We start from the raw sequence: 19,448 nt of genomic DNA on the forward strand, positions 1-19,448 counted from the left end.
GGAATCCGATGACGATCGATGACCGGGCGCTGTCGGTTGGGCGCGAACGACTGACGGAATCTGACGGTGGGCCATTCCCTCTGACGCGCGGGCAACTGGATATATGGCTTGCGCAGGAAACGGATCGCGGAGGCGCGAGGTGGCAACTGGGCTATCTTCTGCGAATCGAGGGCACGCTCGACCCTTGGTTGCTGGAGCACACGATCCGTCAAGTGGTGCGCGAGGCCGAACCATTTAGAGCCGCCTTTTTCCAGGTGGATGGCCAGGTGTTCCAAGCGGCGGTTGATTACCCGGATGTCGAGCTTGCTCGCTATGAGCGGATGGGCTCGCAGGATCCTGTCCAGGAAGCCTATCGGCTGGCATCCTCGATTCAGCGCACGGTGATGCCGCTCAGCGGGCCGCTGTTCAAATTCGCGTTGTTGCAGACGCGGGCAGATGAATTTTATTTGTTCGTCTGCTGCCACCATATAGTGGCGGACGGAATCAGCCTCGCTCTTATTTGTCATCGGATCGGCGATGTCTACAATGCCATGGCGTCGGGCGCGCCGATTCCCCCCGCTTTTTTCGGATCGCTGAGTGATCTGATTGCTTGCGAGGCGGAATACGAAGCGTCCACCGATTATCTCGACGATCAGGCCTATTGGACCAAGAACCTGCCGGCCGAAAGCGAACCGCCTTATGGGTTGGCGCCCGCCGCGGACGGCCGTGAACCCTACGAATCTTCTGCACCGGTGGAATTGGACCCTGTTGCTGTCTCTGGGATCCGAGAGTTGTCGCAGGCGTTGGGGGTGCGTCGCTCGTCGGTGATTGCCGCGGCATGCGCGCTCCTGGTGGGAGGGTGCGACGTCGAGGGCTCGGAGGTGGTTTTCGATTTTCCGGTAAGCAGGCGGGTCCGTCCGGAGACACAGACGGTGCCCGGAATGGTTACCGGGTTCGTCCCATTAGTCTTGAAGGCTTCGCCGGAATCCACGATTGCCAGTTTTTGTGAGCATGTCGACAGGCGACTGCGAGAAGCGTTGGACCATCAGCGGTTCCCGGTGCATCTCATCGAGTACAGGCGACCCCGCGGCTCCGCGCAGAGGTCGAATCGCGTAATCCTCAATTTCATCCCGACTACAAATCTGGCGAATATCGCCGGTGCCAAGATTTCTGGCACCCTGACCCATACGAATCTCGTCGATCAATGTGGGCTGGACTTCTTCAGCGACCACGATCGGCTCTTCCTCGGCCTGCAACCCGGCGCGAAGACGAGTGGGTTCGGCGGTGCTGGGCAGTGGCTTTCTCGTTGTGACATCCGCGATTTGATCGGTCGGTTGGAGCGGGTGTTGGTGGGGATGGCCGCCGATGCGGGTCGGCGGTTGTCGTCGGTGGATGTGCTGGGTGAGGGTGAGCGCGCGCGCCTGGAAGAGCTTGGTAATAAAGCTGTTTTAACGAGCCCGCACGGTGTTGCGGTGTCGGTGCCGGCATTGTTCGCCACCCAGGTGGCCCGGATTCCGGATGCCGTGGCGGTGGTGTGCGAGGACCAGTCGCTGACGTATCGCGAGCTGGATGAGTCCTCGAATCGGTTGGCGCACCTGCTTGTTGGGCGGGGGGCGGGGCCGGGGCGGACTGTGGCGGTGGTGTTGTCGCGGTCGGCCGAGGCGGTGGTAGCGATCCTGGCGGTGCTCAAGTCGGGGGCGGCGTATTTGCCGATCGACCCGGGTCTGCCCGCGGAGCGGATCGGTTTCGTGCTCGCCGATGCCGCGCCGATCGCGGCGATCACCACCGCGGCGCTGACCGAGCGGCTCGACGGCCATGACGTGGCGGTCATCGACGTCAACGATCCCGCCATCGACGCGCAACCGTGTACGGGGTTGCGGGGCCCGGAGCCTGAGGATATCGCGTATGTGATTTACACCTCGGGCACCACCGGGGTGCCCAAAGGTGTTGGGATCAGCCATCGCAACGTGACTCAGTTGTTGGGGTCGTTGCGGGCCGGGCTGCCGGCCGCGGGGGTGTGGGCGCTGTGTCATTCGTTGGCGTTCGATGTGTCGGTGTGGGAGATCTTCGGGGCCCTGCTGCGCGGTGGCCGGCTGGTGGTGGTGCCCGAGGCGGTGAGCGCCTCACCGCAGGATCTGCATCGGGTGCTGGTCGCCGAAGGCGTCAGCGTGTTGACCCAGACGCCGTCGGCGGTGGCGGCGCTGCCGGTCGAGGGGCTGGAGTCGGTGGCCTTGGCGGTGGTCGGTGAGGCGTGTCCGGCCGAGGTGGTGGATCGGTGGGCGCCGGGGCGGGTGATGGTCAACGCCTATGGTCCGACCGAGACCACGATGTGCGTGGCGATCAGCGCGCCCTTAAAGGCCGGCTCGGGTGTGGTGCCCATCGGTGCGCCGGTGGCGGGGGCGGCGTTGTTCGTGCTCGATGGGTGGTTGCGCCCGGTGCCGGCCGGTGTGGTCGGCGAGCTGTATGTGGCCGGTCGCGGCGTGGGATGCGGCTATGTGGGCCGACCAGGGTTGACCGGGTCGCGGTTTGTGGCCTGCCCATTCGGGGCGCCGGGCCAACGGATGTATCGCACCGGGGATCTGGTGCGTTGGCGCGCCGATGGGCAGCTGGATTATCTGGGGCGCGCCGATGAGCAGGTCAAGATCCGCGGCTATCGCATCGAGCTCGGCGAAATTCAGACCGCCCTGACCGCGCTGAGTGGGGTGGATCAGGCGGTGGTCATCGCCCGCGAGGACCGCCCCGGCGACAAACGCCTGGTCGCCTACGTCACCGAATCCGGCACCGGCACCGTCGATCCCGGCGAGCTGCGTACCGCGCTGGGCGAGCGGCTACCGGAATACATGGTGCCGGCCGCGGTGGTCGTGCTCGACGCGCTGCCGTTGACGGTCAACGGCAAACTCGATACCCGCGCCCTGCCGGCACCCGAATACCAGAGCGCCGGTTATCGCGCGCCGGCCAACCCGGTCGAAGAGATCCTGGCCGGCGCGTTCGCCGAGGTCCTCGGGATTGAGCGCGTCGGGGTCGACCAGTCGTTCTTCGATCTGGGTGGCGACTCGCTGCTGGCGACGCGCCTGGTCGCCGTAATCAACACCAGCCTCGATGCCGAGCTTTCGGTACCCGCCCTGTTTGACGCGCCCACGGTTGGCCAGTTGGCGCTCCGCGTCGCCGGGGATGGCGGTCGACGCGAGCCCGTGGTGGCGGTTGAGCGGCCCGCGGTGGTGCCGTTGTCGTTTGCCCAGCAACGCTTGTGGTTCATCGACCAACTGCAAGGGCCTTCACCGATCTACAACATACCGGCGGCGTTGCGGCTCAGCGGACCGCTGGATGCCGAGGCGTTAGGGGCGGCGCTGTCCGACGTCGTGGCCCGCCATGAGAGCCTCCGCACGCTCTTTGCGGCGCCCAACGGAACACCGCAGCAGATGGTTATCCCAAGGGAAGAAGTCGATTTCGGCTGGCAGATCATTGATGCCACCGGCTGGTCGGAAAGCCGGCTGAGTGAGGCCGTCAAAGCCACAGCGTGCCACACGTTCGATTTGGCCACCGAGATTCCTTTGCGGGCACGGCTTTTCCGCGTTGCCGACGACGAACACGTGCTGGTGGCCGTGGTGCACCACATCGCCGCCGACGGCTGGTCGATCACCGCTCTGGTGCGTGATCTGGGACTGGCTTATGCCAGCCGGTATGCGGGGCAGGCACCCGGTTGGGCGCCATTGCCCGTGCAGTACGCCGATTACACGCTGTGGCAGCGCACCCAGCTCGGCGACGTCACCGACAGCGACAGCCCGATCGCCGCGCAGCTGGCGTACTGGGAGCAGGAGCTGGCCGGGCTGCCCGAGCGCCTGGCATTGCCCACCGACCGGCCCTATCCGCCCGTGGCCGATTACCGCGGCGCCAGCGTGGTCGTGGACTGGCCGGTTGAGCTGCAGCTGCGGATTGCTCAAGTGGCCCGTGAGCACAACGCGACCAGGTTCATGGTGATCCAGGCCGCCCTGGCCGCACTGCTGTCCAAGCTGACCGCCAGCAGCGATGTGGCGGTCGGGTTCGCGATCGCCGGGCGGCGCGACCCGGCGCTCGACGAGCTGGTGGGGTTTTTCATCAACACCCTCGTGCTGCGGGTCGATGCGGCCGGGGATCCCACCGTGGCCGAGTTGCTCGCTCAGGTGCGGGCGCGCAGCGTGGCCGCCTACGAGCACCAGGACGTGCCCTTCGAGGTGCTCGTGGAGCGCCTCAACCCGACCCGAAGCCTGGCGCACCACCCGCTGATACAGGTGGTGTTGGCCTGGCAGAACTTCCCCGGCCACACCAGCGATCCCGCCGCCGGGCTGGACTTGGGTGAGCTACAGGTCACGCGTTTGCCGGTGGACACTCAGTCGGCGCGCATGGATCTGACATTCACGCTGGCCGAACGGTTCACCGAGGCTGGTGAGCCCGCCGGGATCGCCGGGGATGTGGAGTTCCGCACCGACGTGTTCGACGCGGCCAGCATCGAGGTATTGATCGAGCGGTTGGAGCGGGTGCTGGCGGCGATGACCGCCGATCCCAGCCGGCGATTGTCGTCGGTGGATGTCCTGGATGCCGCTGAGCGCGCACACCTGGACAAGATCGGTAACCGGGCGGTGTTGGCCCGGCCGGTGCCAACCGCGGCGTCGATTCCGGCGGTGTTCGCCGCTCAGGTGGCGCGCACGCCGGAGGCGGCGGCGATCACTTTTGAAGGCCGGTCGACGACCTACCGGGAGCTCGACGAGGCGTCGAACCGGTTGGCGCACCTGTTGGCCGCCCTGGGCGCCGGCCCGGGACAGTGTGTGGCGCTGCTCTTGCCACGGTCGGCCGGGGCGGTCGTGGCGGTAATGGCGGTGCTCAAGACCGGGGCGGCGTATCTGGCGATCGATCCGGCGCACCCGACGGCGCGAATGGAGTTCATGGTTGCCGATGCCGGACCGATCGCGGCGATCACCACCACAGGGCTGGTTGACCGGTTCGACGGCCGTGACCTGCCGGTCATCGATGTCGACGATCCGCGCATCCTGGGCTGCCCGTGCACGGGCCTGCCGACGCCGGCTGCCGAGGAGATCGCCTACCTGATCTACACGTCGGGCACCACCGGGGTTCCCAAAGGCGTTGCCATTCCCCACCACAACGTGACCCGCCTGCTGACGGCACTGAGCGCCGACCTGGAGCTGTCGCCGGAGCAGGTGTGGACGCAGTGCCATTCGCTGGCCTTCGACTACTCGGTGTGGGAGATCTTCGGTGCGCTGTTGCACGGCGGGCGGCTGGTGGTGGTACCGGAGTCCGTGACGCGCTCACCCGAAGACCTGCACGCGTTGCTCATCGCCGAACAGGTCAGCGTATTGAGCCAGACGCCGTCGGCGTTTTATGCGCTGCAAACCGCCGATGCGCGGGCACCCGAGCGGGGATCTCAGCTGAAGCTCGAGACGGTGGTGTTCGGCGGCGAGGCGCTAGAACCCCAGCGCCTGGGAACCTGGTTGGACCGCCACCGCCGGTCACCGCGGCTTATCAACATGTACGGCATCACCGAGACGACCGTGCATGCCTCGTTCCGCGAGATCAGCGTCGCCGACGTCGACCGCAGTGTCAGCCCCATCGGGGTGCCGTTGGTGCACCTTGGCTTTTTTGTGCTGGACGCGTCGTTGCGTCCGGTGCCGGTCGGGGTGGTCGGGGAGTTGTATGTGGCCGGCGGCGGGCTGGCGTACGGATACCTGGGCCGGGCCGCTTTGACCGGTTCGCGGTTTGTGGCGTGCCCGTTCGGCGCGCCGGGACAACGGATGTATCGCACCGGGGATCTGGTGAGTTGGGGGCCTGACGGGCAGCTGGATTATCTGGGTCGGGCCGATGAGCAGGTCAAGATCCGCGGGTATCGCATTGAACTCGGTGAGATCCGCGCGGCGCTGGCCGCCCTGGATGGGGTGGAGCAGGCGGCGGTGATCGCCCGCGAGGACCGCCCCGGTGACAAGCGCCTCGTCGGCTATGTCACCGGCACCGCTGACCCGGCCGATGTTCGGGCCCGGCTGGGTCAGCGGCTGCCGGCCTACATGGTCCCGGCGGCGGTGGTGGTGATCGACGCGCTGCCGTTGACGGTCAACGGCAAACTGGACACCCGGGCCCTTCCGGCGCCCGAGTACTGCGAGGGCGATCGCTACCGGGCCCCGGCCACGCCCACCGAGGAGATCGTGGCCGGCATCTACGCCCAGGTGCTCGGGCTCGAGCGCGTCGGGGTCGACGACTCCTTCTTCGACCTGGGCGGGGATTCGCTATCGGCGATGCGAGTCATCGCCGCCATCAACAAATCCCTGGACGCCGGCCTCGCGGTGCGCACCGTGTTCGAGTCACCCACCGTTGCCCAGTTGGCGCCCCGTATCGGCGGGGACGGCGGTACGCGTCAGCCGTTGGTGGCCGGCACGCGGCCGCCGATGGTGCCGTTGTCGTATGCGCAGAGCCGGTTGTGGTTCCTCGACCGGTTCGAGGGCGGGGTGGCGACCTACAACATGCCGACCGCGTTTCGGATCAGCGGGGCGCTGGACGTCGAGGCGTTGACGGCGGCCGTCGATGACGTCATCGCCCGCCACGAGGCGCTGCGCACCATATTTCCCGACATGGACGGTGTGCCGTTCCAGCAGGTGCTGCCGGCCGAGGCCGGGATGTGGCGTCGCGGCGACGCGGCAGTGGTGTCGTTGACCGAACAGGATCTGCTCGGCGAGTTGGTGGAACTGGCGGGATATCGGTTCGATCTGGCAACCGAGATCCCGATTCGCGCGCAGATCTATGAGGTGGGCCCCGAGCAGCATGTCGTGGGAATTGTGGTGCACCACATCGCATTTGACGGGTGGTCACTGGCTCCGATGGCCCGGGATATCGGCGAGGCCTATCTGGCGCGGCGGGGGGGCCGGGCCCCGCAATGGGCGCCGTTGCCGGTGCAGTACGCCGATTACACGCTCTGGCAACGGGATTGGTTGGGCGTCGAGTCCGATCCCGACAGTGTGATCGCCGGGCAGCTGGCCTATTGGCGACAGGAGTTGGCCGATTTGCCCGAGGTGGTGTCGCTGCCGGCGGATCGGGCGCGCCCGCCGGTGCCCAGCTACCGCGGCGATGCGGTGGACATGCACCTCGACCCGCGGCTGTGGGCGGGGATCAAGGCGTTGGCGGCGGCGCATAACGCGACCGCCTCGATGGTGTTGCAGGCGGCCATGGTGGTGGTCCTGCACCGGGCCGGGGTCGGCGAGGACGTGACCATGGGCACCCCGATCGCCGGGCGGATGGATGCGGCGCTGGATGAGCTGGTCGGGTTCTTCGTCAACACCTGGGTGCTGCGGGTGGGTGTGAGGCCTGCGCACCGGTTCAGCGATGTGCTCGAGCAGGTGCGCCAGAAGGCGCTGGACGCCTACACCAATCAGGATGTGCCGTTCGAGCGACTGGTCGAGCAGCTCAACCCGGTGCGCTCCACGGCGCACCATCCGCTGTTTCAGGTGGCCCTGGCCTTCCAGAACAATGTGCGCCCCGAGGTGGCGCTCGACGGGCTCAGCGTCGAGCCGCTGGCGGTGGACAGCCGCACCGCCAAATTCGATCTGGATGTCGACCTGCGGGAGGTGCCCTCCGACGACCCGGCCGCACCGATGGCCGCCGGGGTCGTGACCTATGCCACGGACCTGTATGAACGGGCCACCATCGAGCGCTTCGTCACCTGGTTCACGCGGGTGATCGAAGCGGTCGTCGCGGATGCGTCGGTGGTGGTGGGCGACCTGGCGCTGCTGGATCGCGACGAGCGTGATCTGGTGCTGTCGCGGTGGTCTGGCGCCGGAGTTGGGGCGCCGGCGGGGGTGGCGCCGGAGTTGTTGGACGCCGCGGTGGCCGCCGACCCGGACGCGGTGGCGATCGTCGATCGGGCCCGGAGCTTGTCCTACCGCGAGCTCGACACGTGGTCGACGCGGCTGGCGCGGGTGCTGATCGAGGCGGGGGTGGGCCCCGAACGCGCGGTGGGCGTGGCGATGGGCCGGTCCACGGAACTCGTGGTGGCGTGGTGGGCGGTGCAGAAAGCCGGCGGCGTGTATGTGCCGGTGGATCCCGCTCACCCGGTCGAGCGGATCGCGACGGTGCTGGACGCCGTCGGCGCGGTGTGCGTGTTGACCCGCGACGCAGACACGGTGGCCGGCGCCGGGTCGCGCCCGGTGCTGCGCATCGACGGCCTGGACCTGTCCGGGCGGTGCGCCGAACCGATCACGGACGCCGACCGACTGGCGGAGTTGGGACCGGACAACACCGCGTATGTGATCTTCACGTCGGGGTCCACCGGCACCCCGAAGGGCGTGGCGGTCACCCACGGCGGTCTGCCCGGGGTCGCCGCGGCGCACCGCGAGGCGTTTGGGCTCGGCGCGGACACCCGAATGCTGGCGGTGCTCTCCCCGACATTCGACGCCGCGCTCGGTGAGTTGTTGGTCGCGGTGGGATCGCGCGGCGCGTTGGTGGTCGCGCCGCCGGAGGTGTATGCCGGCGAGGCGCTGACCGCATTGCTGCAGGAGCAACGGGTCAACGCGGCCGTGATGACCCCGACGTTGCTGTCGTCGCTGGATCGAAGCCGGCTGGATGTGTTGTCCACCTTGATCGTCGGCGGTGAGGCCTGCCCCGACGAGTTGGTGGCCGCGTGGGCGCCGGGGCGGCGCATGTTCAACGGCTACGGCCCGACCGAGGCCACAATCTGGGCCACCACGGTGCCGCTCGTGGCGGGGCAGCCGGTCCGCATCGGCAGCCCGCTCCCGGGGATGCGCTCGCTGGTGCTCGACGCGCGGCTGAACCCCGCCCCCATCGGGGTGATCGGCGAGTTGTATCTGGGCGGACCGGCGCTGGCGCGCGGCTACCTGGGCCGCGCGGATCTGACCGCGGAACGGTTCGTGGCCGATCCCTACGGGCCCGCGGGCGCGCGGCTGTATCGCACCGGCGACCTGGCGCGCTGGACGCTCGACGGAACCCTGGACTACCTCGGCCGTGCCGACGCTCAGATCAAGCTGCGCGGGCACCGCATCGAACTGGGCGAAATCGAAAACACCTTGCTGGGCTGCCCGCAGGTCGCCCGGGCGGCCGCCACCGTGCACGAGAGCAGAACCGGCTCGCACCTCGTCGCCTATGTCACCCTCGAGCAGGCCACCACCGCCGAGCACGACGCCGAAACCGTCCAAGCGTGGCAACACCTGTATGACGAGGCGTATGGCGCCGACGTGGACGCGCCGGAATTCGGCATGGATTTCCGCGGCTGGAACAGCAGCTACACCGACGATCCGATCCCGCTCGAGGAGATGATCGAGTGGCGTTCGGCCACGGTGGATCGGATCCTCGAGTTGCATCCCGCGCGGGTGCTGGAGATCGGCGTGGGTTCGGGGCTATTGCTTTCCCAGTTGGCGCCGGTCTGTGCCGAGTACTGGGCCACGGACTTCTCCGCGCCGACGATCCAGAGGCTGCAGGCCGCCGTGGCCGGGCAGCCGTGGGGGGATCGGGTGCGGTTGCGGGTGCAGCCCGCCGATGTGGCAGATGCGTTGCCGGAGGGCCATTTCGATGTGGTGGTGCTCAACTCGGTGGTCCAGTACTTCCCGAGCGCGCGCTATCTCACCGACGTGCTGGCGGTCGCGATGCGATTGCTGGCACCAGGCGGGGCACTGTTCGTCGGCGACGTGCGTAATCACAGTCTGCAGGGCGCGTTTCAAACCGGCGTCGCGCTTGTCCGGGCCGCCAACGACACCGCCGACGTTGACGAGATTCGCCAACGAGTTCAGCGCGCCATGCTCGGCGAAGCCGAATTACTATTGGCCCCAGAGTTTTTCACCGCCTGGGCCGCTGGCCATGCATCGGTGGCCGGGCTGGATATTGAAGTCAAGCGCGGCACGGCCGACAACGAACTCAACCGGTATCGCTACGACCTCGTCGTCTTCAAAACCCCGGCACCGGTGCGCTCACTGGCCGGCGCAGACAGCTGGGCGTGGGCCCAGTGCGCGGGCCTGGGCGGGCTGCACGACCGGTTGGTGGCCGAGCGTCCCGCCATTGTTCGCGTCACCGAGATCCCCCGCGCGGGAGTGATCAGCGACGTGCACGTCGAACACGCCCTCGCCGACGGGCTCGCTCTGTCCGACGCGCTGGCCCTGGCCGAGAGCGCGGACGCCGTTGTCCCCGAACAGCTCCACCGCCTTGGCGAGAGTGCCGGATACCGCGTCGCGGTCACCTGGGGAGCCCAACCGGGCACCGTGGACGCGGTGTTCGTCACTGCCGCCGACGCTGAGCGGACCTGGGCGCTGACCGATCTGTATCTGCCGCCCGACGCGGCCCACCGAGTCACCAGTCACGCCAACGACCCGCAGACCAACACCAAAATCACCGCCGTGCGTCAGCAGTTGAGCGCGTGGTTGCCCGAGTACATGGTGCCGACGCACATCGTGGTGCTCGACGAGTTCCCGATGACGTCCTCGGGCAAGATCGACCGTAAGGCCTTGCCGGCGCCCGTTTTTGCCACCACAGTCTTCCGAGCGCCGCAGACCCAGACCGAAAAGATCGTCGCCGGCCTGTTCGCCGAGGTGCTGGCGATCGACAAGGTCGGGGCCGACGACTCGTTCTTCGACCTGGGTGGGGATTCGCTGTCGGCGATGCGGCTGATCGCCGCGGTCAACAACGTTCTGGATGCCGACCTGTCGGTGCGTGCCGTGTTCGAGGCCCCCACGGTTGCCGAATTGGCGCCCCGTATCGGTCAGGGCGGGGGCCTGGAGCCGCTGGTGCCGGCGGAGAGGCCGGCGGTGATTCCGTTGTCGTTTGCCCAGAGTCGGTTGTGGTTCATCGACCAATTGCAAGGGCCTTCACCGCTTTACAACGTGGTGGTGCCGTTGCGGCTGAGTGGGCGCCTCGATGCGGACGCGCTGGGTGCGGCGCTGGTCGATGTGGTCGGCCGCCATGAGAGCCTGCGCACCCTGTTCAGGGCGGTCGACGGGATACCGCAGCAACTGGTGGTGCCCGCCGACCAGGCCGATTTCGGCTGGGACGTCGTTGATGCCACCGGATGGCCGGCTGGCCAGGTGGAGGACGCCGTCGGCGCCGTGGTGCGCTACGGGTTTGACCTGGCCACCGAGATCCCGTTGCGGGCAAGGCTTTTCCGCGTCGCCGACGATGAACACGTGATGGTGGCCGTGCTGCACGAAATCGCCGCCGACGGTTGGTCGACGACCCGCCTGGTGCGAGACATGAGTGTGGCCTATGCAAGCCGGTGCGCGCGCCGGGCCCCCGACTGGGCCCCATTGCCGGTGCAGTATGTCGACTACACGCTGTGGCAGCGCGCGCAGTTCGGCGATCTCGACGACAGTGAAAGCCGCATCGCAGCGCAACTGGCCTACTGGGAGCAGACGCTGGCCGGGATGCCCGAGCGGCTGCAGCTGCCCACCGACCGGCCCTACCCGCCGGTGGCCGATCAGCGCGGCGCCAGGGTGACCGTTGAGTGGCCGGCGTTGTTGCAGCAGCAGATTGCTCGGATGGCCCGCGAACACAACGCGACCGGATTCATGGTGACGCAGGCCGCCCTGGCGGTGCTGCTGTCGAAGCTCAGCGCCAGCAGCGATGTGGCGGTGGGATTCGCGATCGCCGGGCGCCGCGATCCCGCGCTGGACGAGCTGGTGGGATTCTTCGTCAACACCTTGGTGCTGCGCGTCGATCTTGCCGGCGATCCCACCGTCGCCGAGCTGCTGGCGCAGGTGCGATCACGCGGCCTGGCCGCCTACGAGCACCAGGACGTGCCGTTCGAGGTACTCGTCGAGCGGCTCAACCCCACCCGATCGTTGGCCCACCACCCGCTGGTCCAGGTGATGTTGGGCTGGAACAATTTCCCGGGACAGGTCAGCGTCCCCGAGACCGGGCTGAGCTTGGGTGACCTTCAGGTCACGCCGCTGCTCGGCGACACCCAGACCGCGAAAATGGATCTCGTCTTCTTCCTCAAAGAATGCTGGACCGACGCCGGTGAGCCCGCCGGGATTTCCGGGCAAGTCGAATTTCGCACCGACGTGTTCGACGCGGACAGCATCCTGGCGTTGATCGGTCGGTTGGAGCGGGTGTTGGTGGCAATGGCCGCCGACCCGGCCCGGCGGCTGTCGTCGGTGGATGTGCTGGGTGAGGGTGAGCGCGCTCGCCTGGAAGAGCTTGGTAATAAGGCGATTTTGGCCAGCCCGCACGGCGTTGCGGTGTCGGTGCCGGAGTTGTTCGCCGCCCAGGTGGCCCGGATTCCGGATGCCGTGGCGGTGGTCGGTGATGGCTTGTCGATGACCTACCGCGAGCTGGATGAGTCCTCGAATCGGTTGGCGCATCTGCTTGTTGGGCGGGGGGCGGGGCCGGGGCGGACTGTGGCGGTGGTGTTGTCGCGGTCGGTCGAGGCGGTGGTGGCGATCGTGGCGGTGCTCAAGTCGGGGGCGGCGTATTTGCCGATCGACCCGGGTCTGCCCGCGGAGCGGATCGGCTTCGTGCTCGCCGATGCCGCGCCGATCGCGGCGATCACCACCGCGGCGCTGACCGAACGGCTCGACGGCCATGACGTGGCGGTCATCGACGTCAACGATCCCGCCATCGACGCGCAACCGGACACGGATTTGTCGGGGCCGGCCCCGGACGACATCGCGTATGTGATTTACACCTCGGGCACCACCGGGGTGCCCAAAGGTGTTGGGATCACCCATCGCAACGTGACCCAGTTGTTGGGGTCGTTGCGGGCGGGCCTGCCGGCCGCGGGGGTGTGGGCGCTGTGTCATTCGTTGGCGTTCGATGTGTCGGTGTGGGAGATCTTCGGTGCCCTGCTGCGCGGTGGCCGGCTGGTGGTGGTGCCCGAGGCGGTCAGCGCCTCACCGCAGGATCTGCATCGGGTGCTGGTCGCCGAAGGCGTCAGCGTGTTGACCCAGACCCCGTCGGCGGTGGCCGCGTTGCCCACCGACGGTTTGGAGTTGGTGGCCTTGGCGGTAGTGGGTGAGGCGTGTCCGGCCGAGGTGGTGGATCGGTGGGCGCCGGGGCGGGTGATGGTCAACGCCTATGGCCCGACCGAGACCACGATGTGTGTGGCGATCAGCGCCCCGCTGACGCAAGGATCCGGGACGCCGCCAATCGGTGCGCCGGTCGGCGGGGCGGCACTGTTCGTCCTCGACGGCTGGTTGCATCCCGTGCCCGCGGGGGTGGTCGGTGAGTTGTATGTGGCCGGTGCCGGGGTGGCGGCCGGGTATGCGGGTCGTGCGTCATTGACCGCCTCGCGGTTTGTCGCCTGCCCATTCGGGGCGCGGGGCCAACGGATGTATCGCACCGGGGATCTGGTGCGCTGGCGCGCCGATGGGCAGCTGGATTACCTGGGGCGCACCGATGAGCAGGTCAAGATCCGCGGCTATCGCATCGAGCTCGGGGAGATCCAGACCGCCCTGACCGCGCTGAGTGAGGTGGATCAGGCGGTGGTCATCGCCCGCGAGGACCGCCCCGGCGACAAGCGCCTGGTTGCCTACGTCACTGGGACTGCGGACCCGGCCGACCTGCGTACCGCGCTGGGCGAGCGGCTACCGGAATACATGGTGCCGGCCGCGGTGGTCGTGCTCGACGCGCTGCCGTTGACGGTCAACGGCAAACTCGATACCCGCGCCCTGCCGGCACCCGAATACCAAAATGCCGGATATCGCGCGCCGGCCAACCCGGTCGAAGAGATCCTGGCCGGCGCGTTCGCCGAGGTCCTCGGGATTGAGCGCGTCGGGGTCGACCAGTCGTTCTTCGATCTGGGTGGGGATTCGCTGCTGGCTATGCGCTTGGTCGCCGCGATCGAGATGGGTCTGAAGGCAGAGCTTTCGGTGCGCACCGTGTTCGAGGCGCCCACGGTGACCCAGTTGGCGCTCCGTGTCGGCGGAGGTGGCGGTCGACGCCAGCCGGTGGTGGCGGTTGAGCGGCCTGAGGTGGTGCCGTTGTCGTTTGCCCAGCAACGCTTGTGGTTCATCGACCAGTTGCTGGGGCCTTCGCCGATCTACAACATGGCGGTGGCGTTGCGGCTCAGCGGACGGCTGGATGCCGAGGCGTTAGGGGCGGCGCTCGCCGATGTGGTAGCCCGCCAGGAGACCCTACGCACCCTCTTCCCGGCGATCGACGGGATACCCGAACAGGTGGTTATCCCGATCGAGCAGGCCGACTTCGGTTGGCGGGTCGTCGATGCCACCGGCTGGCCGGAAACCCGGCTGCAGGAGGCCATCGACCCGACGGTGCGTCACTCGTTCGATCTGGCCACCGAGATTCCTTTGCGGGCACGGCTTTTCCGCATCGCCGACGACGAACACGTGCTGGTGGCGGTGGTGCACCACATCGCCGCCGACGGCTTGTCGATGTCGCCGCTGGTGGCTGATCTGGCGGTGGCGTACGCCAGCCGGTGTGCGGGGCAGGCACCCGGTTGGGCGCCGTTGCCGGTGCAGTACGCCGATTACACGCTGTGGCAGCGTGCGCAGCTCGGTGATGTCACCGACAGCGACAGCCCGATCGCCGCCCAGCTGGCGTACTGGGAGCAGGAGCTGGCCGGGGTGCCCGAGCGCCTGGCGCTGCCCACCGACCGGCCCTATCCGCCCATGGCCGACTACCGCGGCGCCAGCGTCATGGTGGAGTGGCCGCCCGAGCTGCAGCAGCGGGTGCGCGCGGTGGCCCGCGAGCACAACGCGACCAGCTTCATGGTGATCCAGGCCGCCCTGGCCGTACTGCTGGCCAAGGTGACCGCCAGCAGCGACGTGGCGGTCGGATTCGCGATCGCCGGGCGCGATGATCCCGCACTCGATGGATTGGTGGGCTTTTTCGTCAACACCCTGGTGTTGCGGGTCGACCTGGCCGGCGACCCGAGCTTCACCGAATCCCTGGATCAGGTGCGCGCGCGCAGTCTGGCCGCCTACGAGCACCAGGACGTGCCCTTCGAGGTGCTCGTGGAGCGGCTCAACCCGACCCGAAGCCTGGCGCACCACCCGCTGATACAGGTGGTATTGGCCTGGCAGAACTTCGCGCGGGAGGACGGCGTCCCCGCCGGGTTGGCCCTGGGTGATCTGCAGGTCACACCGCTGGCGGCGGACACCCGGGTTGCCCGGATGGACCTGACCTTCACGTTGGGCGAACGCTGGACTACCGCCGGTGATCCCGCAGGCATCGGCGGCTCGGTGGAGTTCCGCACCGACGTGTTCGACGCGGCCACCATCGAGGCGCTGATCGAGCGGCTGGAGCGAGTGCTGATCGCGGTCACCGCCGAGCCGTCCCGAGTGCTGTCGTCCGTGGACGTGCTGGACGCGGGCGAGCACGCTCGGTTGGATGAGATCGGCAACCGGGCGGCGTTGACCCCGACGGCGTCACCCTCGCCGTCGATTCCGGCGGTGTTCGCCGCGCAGCTCACCCGCGCTCCAGAGGCCGTGGCGGTCAGCTCCGACGGCCGGTCGATGACCTACCGGGAGCTCGACGAGGCGTCGAACCTGCTGGCGCACCTGCTGACCGCCCAAGGCGCGGGTCCGGGACAGTGCGTGGCGCTGCTGTTCAACCGTTGCGCCGAGGCAGTCGTAGCGATGTTGGCGGTGCTCAAGACCGGAGCGGCCTACCTGCCGATCGACCCCGCGCATCCGGCGGAGCGGATCGCCTTCGTCGTGGCCGATGCCGCGCCGATCGCCGCGATCACCACCGCGGCGCTGGCCGGGCGGCTGGATGGGTGCGACCTAACGGTCATCGATGTGGCCGATCCCCGCATTGACGGCTTCCCCGACACGGGTTTGCCGGCGCCGGATCCCGATGACATCGCTTACGTGATCTACACGTCGGGCACTACCGGGGTTCCCAAAGGCGTCGCCATCACCCACCGCAACGTCACCGAGCTGCTCGGGTCTCTTGATCCGAGTTTGGCTGGGCCCGAGCAGGTGTGGTCGCAGTGGCACTCCTACAGCTTCGACATCTCGGGGTGGGAGATCTACGGCGCCCTCCTGCACGGTGGGCGGTTGGTGGTGGTGCCCGAGTCGGTGGCGGCCGCACCGGAAGACTTCCGCGCGCTGCTGATCACCGAACAGGTCAGCGTCCTATGCCAAACCCCCTCGGCGGTGGGGACGTTGTCGCCGGAGGGGCTGGAGTCGGTGGCCCTGCTGGTGGGCGGCGAGGCCTGCCCGGCCGAGCTGACCGAACGGTGGGCACCCGGGCGCGTGATGATCAACGAATACGGCCCGACCGAGACGACGATGTGGGTGGCCTTGAGCGCGCCGCTGACCGCCGGGTCGGATGTCGTGCCGATCGGTTCGCCGGTGCCCGGCGCGGCGTTCTTCGTGCTGGACCGGTGGCTGCGTCCGGTGCCGGTCGGGGTGGTCGGGGAGTTGTATGTGGCCGGTACCGGGGTCGGTGTCGGATATGTGCGCCGCCCGGGGTTGACGGCGTCGCGGTTTGTGGCGTGCCCGTTCGGCGCGCCGGGACAACGGATGTATCGCACCGGGGATCTGGTGAGTTGGGGGCGCGACGGGCAGCTGGATTATCTGGGTCGGGCCGATGAGCAGCTCAAGATCCGCGGGTATCGCATTGAACTCGGTGAGATCCGCGCGGCGCTGGCCGCCCTGGATGGGGTGGAGCAGGCGGCGGTGATCGCCCGCGAGGACCGCCCCGGTGACAAACGCCTCGTCGGCTATCTCACCGGCACCGCTGACCCGGCCGATGTTCGGGCCCGGCTGGGTCAGCGGCTGCCGGCCTACATGGTCCCGGCGGCGGTGGTGGTGATCGACGCGCTGCCGTTGACGGTCAACGGCAAACTGGACACCCGGGCGCTTCCGGCGCCCGAGTACTGCGAGGGCGATCGCTACCGGGCCCCGGCCACGCCCACCGAGGAGATCGTGGCCGGCATCTACGCCCAGGTGCTCGGGCTCGAGCGCGTCGGGGTCGACGACTCCTTCTTCGACCTGGGCGGGGATTCCCTGTCGGCGATGCGCGTCATCGCCGCCATCAACAAATCCCTGGACGCCGGCCTCGCGGTGCGCACGCTGTTCCACGCGCCGTCCGTCAGGAGCTTGAGCCGGGAATTGGGCCAAGATGCCGGCGAGGTGGAAGTCGTGCCCGTCGAGTTCCTCAAGGAGGGCACCGGTATTCCGCTGTTCTGCATCCATCCCGCGAGCGGGCTGAGCTGGCCGTATCACGCCCTCGGAAATTACCTGGACTGCCCGGTCATCGGAATTCAGCAAGCCCCGCAAAACGGCGAGGCCGAACCCGCCTCAATCCGCGACATGGCGAAAAACTATGCCGACCGGATTCAGGGGGTCGATCCGACCGGGCCCTACAACCTTCTCGGCTGGTCTTTCGGAGGCGTCGTCGCCCATGAGATCGCCATCGAGCTTCAGCGACGCGGATGCTCGATCGCACGCCTGATCCTTCTCGACGCCCTCCTGACCGTCCCGAACAGCGACGTCCTGAACAGCGATGTGTTGGTCGAGAAGGCGTTGGAAGAAGTTTTGCGGTTCTGCCGCATCGACATTCCCGATGAGCCGCTCACCTACGAGCTTGCAGAAGAACTACTCCGCGAACGAGGAATCGTCGAATTGGCTCGATACAAGCCGCTCCTCGATTCGATCGTCCGCAACGACGACACGAATCTGGCGTTGGCCCGAGACCATGAACCAGGGGTTTTCAACGGTGACGTGGACGTTTTCGCTGCCGTGGGGGATGACGACGACCAGAGTTCGTCTCCGCTGCAAAGTTGGCGACCTCACATTACTGGCGAAATCCATTGCTACGCGGTCGATTCCAGGCATCAAGAAATGCTGAATACAGAATCGCTCATCCAGTATGGCCAACAACTCAAAGTTCTATTAGAACTCGAAGGTGCGCGCACAGAATGATGGCCGTCAAACCGAGCGCGCCGCGCCCCGTGAAGAGGCGCCTTCCCCCTTTGCTGCGGTCTCGCCCGTTCGTCGCCGTCGTTGTCGCGATCGGCGGCATGCAACTGATGGTGGCGATGGACGGCCCCGTCGCGATCTTCGCGCTGCCCAGGATCCAGAACGAGCTGGGCTTGTCGGATGCCGGGCGGAGCTGGGTGATCACCGCCTACATGCTGACCTTCGGTGGCCTGATGCTGCTGGGTGGCCGCCTGGGTGACACCATCGGCCGCAAGCGCGCTTTCATCGTCGGGGTCGCGTTGTTCACTTTCGCCTCGACCTTGTGCGGCATCGCCTGGGACGGGGGGACCCTGATAGCGGCGCGGCTGTTGCACGGCGCGGCTTCCGCGATCATGGCGCCGACCAATTTGGCGCTGATAGCGACCACGTTCCCGAGGGGATCGGCACGCAACGTCGCAACTGGGGTGTTCGGCGCGATGTCCGGTCTCGGCGGGGTGCTGGGCCTGGTGGTGGGCGGCGCGCTGACCGACGTGTCGTGGCGGCTCGCGTTTTTGGTGAACGTGCCGATCGGGCTGGCGGTGATCTGCCTGGCCGTCATCATGCTGCAGGAAACCCAGAAGGAGCGGATGAAGCTCGACGCCACCGGGGCCGCGCTGGCCACGTTGAGCTGTACCGCCGCGGTGTTCGGCCTGTCGATGGGCCCGGAGCACGGGTGGCAGTCGGCCATCACGATCGGTTCGGGCCTGGTGGCCCTGGCCGCCCTCGTGGCGTTCGTCGTGGCGGAGCGCACCGCCGAGAACCCCATCGTGCCGTTCGGCCTGTTCTTCGACCGCAACCGGCTGGCCGCGTTCGCGGCCATGTTCCTCGGCGGTGGCGTGCTGTTCAGCCTGACCGTGCTGGTCGGCATGTATGTGCAGACCGTCATGGGCTACAGCCCGCTGCGCGCTGGTGTCGCCTTCATCCCGTTCGGCATCGGGGTGGCCATCGGGGTCGGCGCGGCGTCGAAGCTGGTGATGTGGTTCCCGCCGCGGGTGGTGGTGCTCGCCAGCAGCGGCCTGATTCTGATCGCAACGCTGTACGGCGCGACACTCAACGCCGGGATCCCGTACTTCCCGAACCTGCTTGTGCCGCTCAGCATCGGCGCCCTTGGTATCGGCGCGATCTTCGTCCCGCTCACGCTGTCGGTGATCGCCAGCGTCGGCTCCGACCGGATCGGGCCCACCTCGGCGATTGCCGTGATGCTGCAGACCTTGGGCGGACCGCTGGTGCTGGTCATCATCCAGGCCGCCATCACATCGCACACCCTGCGGCTGGGCGGCACCCTGGGTCCGGTGAAGTCCATGAACGCCGCGCAACTGCATGCGCTGGACCGCGGCTACACCTACGGCCTGTTGTGGCTGGCCGGGGTCGTCGTGCTGCTCGGCGCGGTGGCGCTGCTGATCGGGTACACGGCAGCGCAGGTGGCCCGCGCGCAGGAAGTCAGGAAAGCCGTCGACGCGGGGGAGATCTAGCTCGTCGCGGCCACGGCCGAAGTGTGCGGCGTCGACGAAAAATGCTGTTGCAGAGCGTGATCCGAGCAGCGATCCGGTTTCTGGTGGAGTACTGCCC

The 19,448-nt window shown here is 67.8% G+C and carries 2 protein-coding genes; both read left to right on the top strand.

Translation table 11 applies throughout. From position 1 onward, the window contains the following. The first annotated feature begins 8 nt into the window (after positions 1–8). Positions 9–17,843 carry a non-ribosomal peptide synthetase gene (locus OCU_RS36485; RefSeq protein WP_168162061.1) on the top strand — a complete coding sequence of 5,945 codons (17,835 nt, stop codon included), beginning with the start codon at positions 9–11 and terminating at the stop codon, positions 17,841–17,843. Further along, a complete protein-coding gene (locus tag OCU_RS36490) occupies positions 17,843–19,351 on the top strand; it encodes an MFS transporter (protein ID WP_044059212.1) in 1,509 nt (502 codons plus the stop codon). Before OCU_RS36485 ends, OCU_RS36490 begins: the two co-directional genes overlap by 1 nt. The last annotated feature ends 97 nt before the right edge of the window (positions 19,352–19,448 follow it).

Origin of the sequence: Mycobacterium intracellulare ATCC 13950 (assembly GCF_000277125.1) — a bacterium.
Taxonomy (GTDB): Bacteria; Actinomycetota; Actinomycetes; order Mycobacteriales; family Mycobacteriaceae; genus Mycobacterium; species Mycobacterium intracellulare.

Bases quoted from the DNA above. Each gene is read 5' to 3' on its own strand.
- OCU_RS36485 (WP_168162061.1), top strand. From the start codon at position 9: ATGACGATCGATGACCGGGCGCTGTCGGTTGGGCGCGAACGACTGACG.
- OCU_RS36490 (WP_044059212.1), top strand. From the start codon at position 17,843: ATGGCCGTCAAACCGAGCGCGCCGCGCCCCGTGAAGAGGCGCCTTCCC.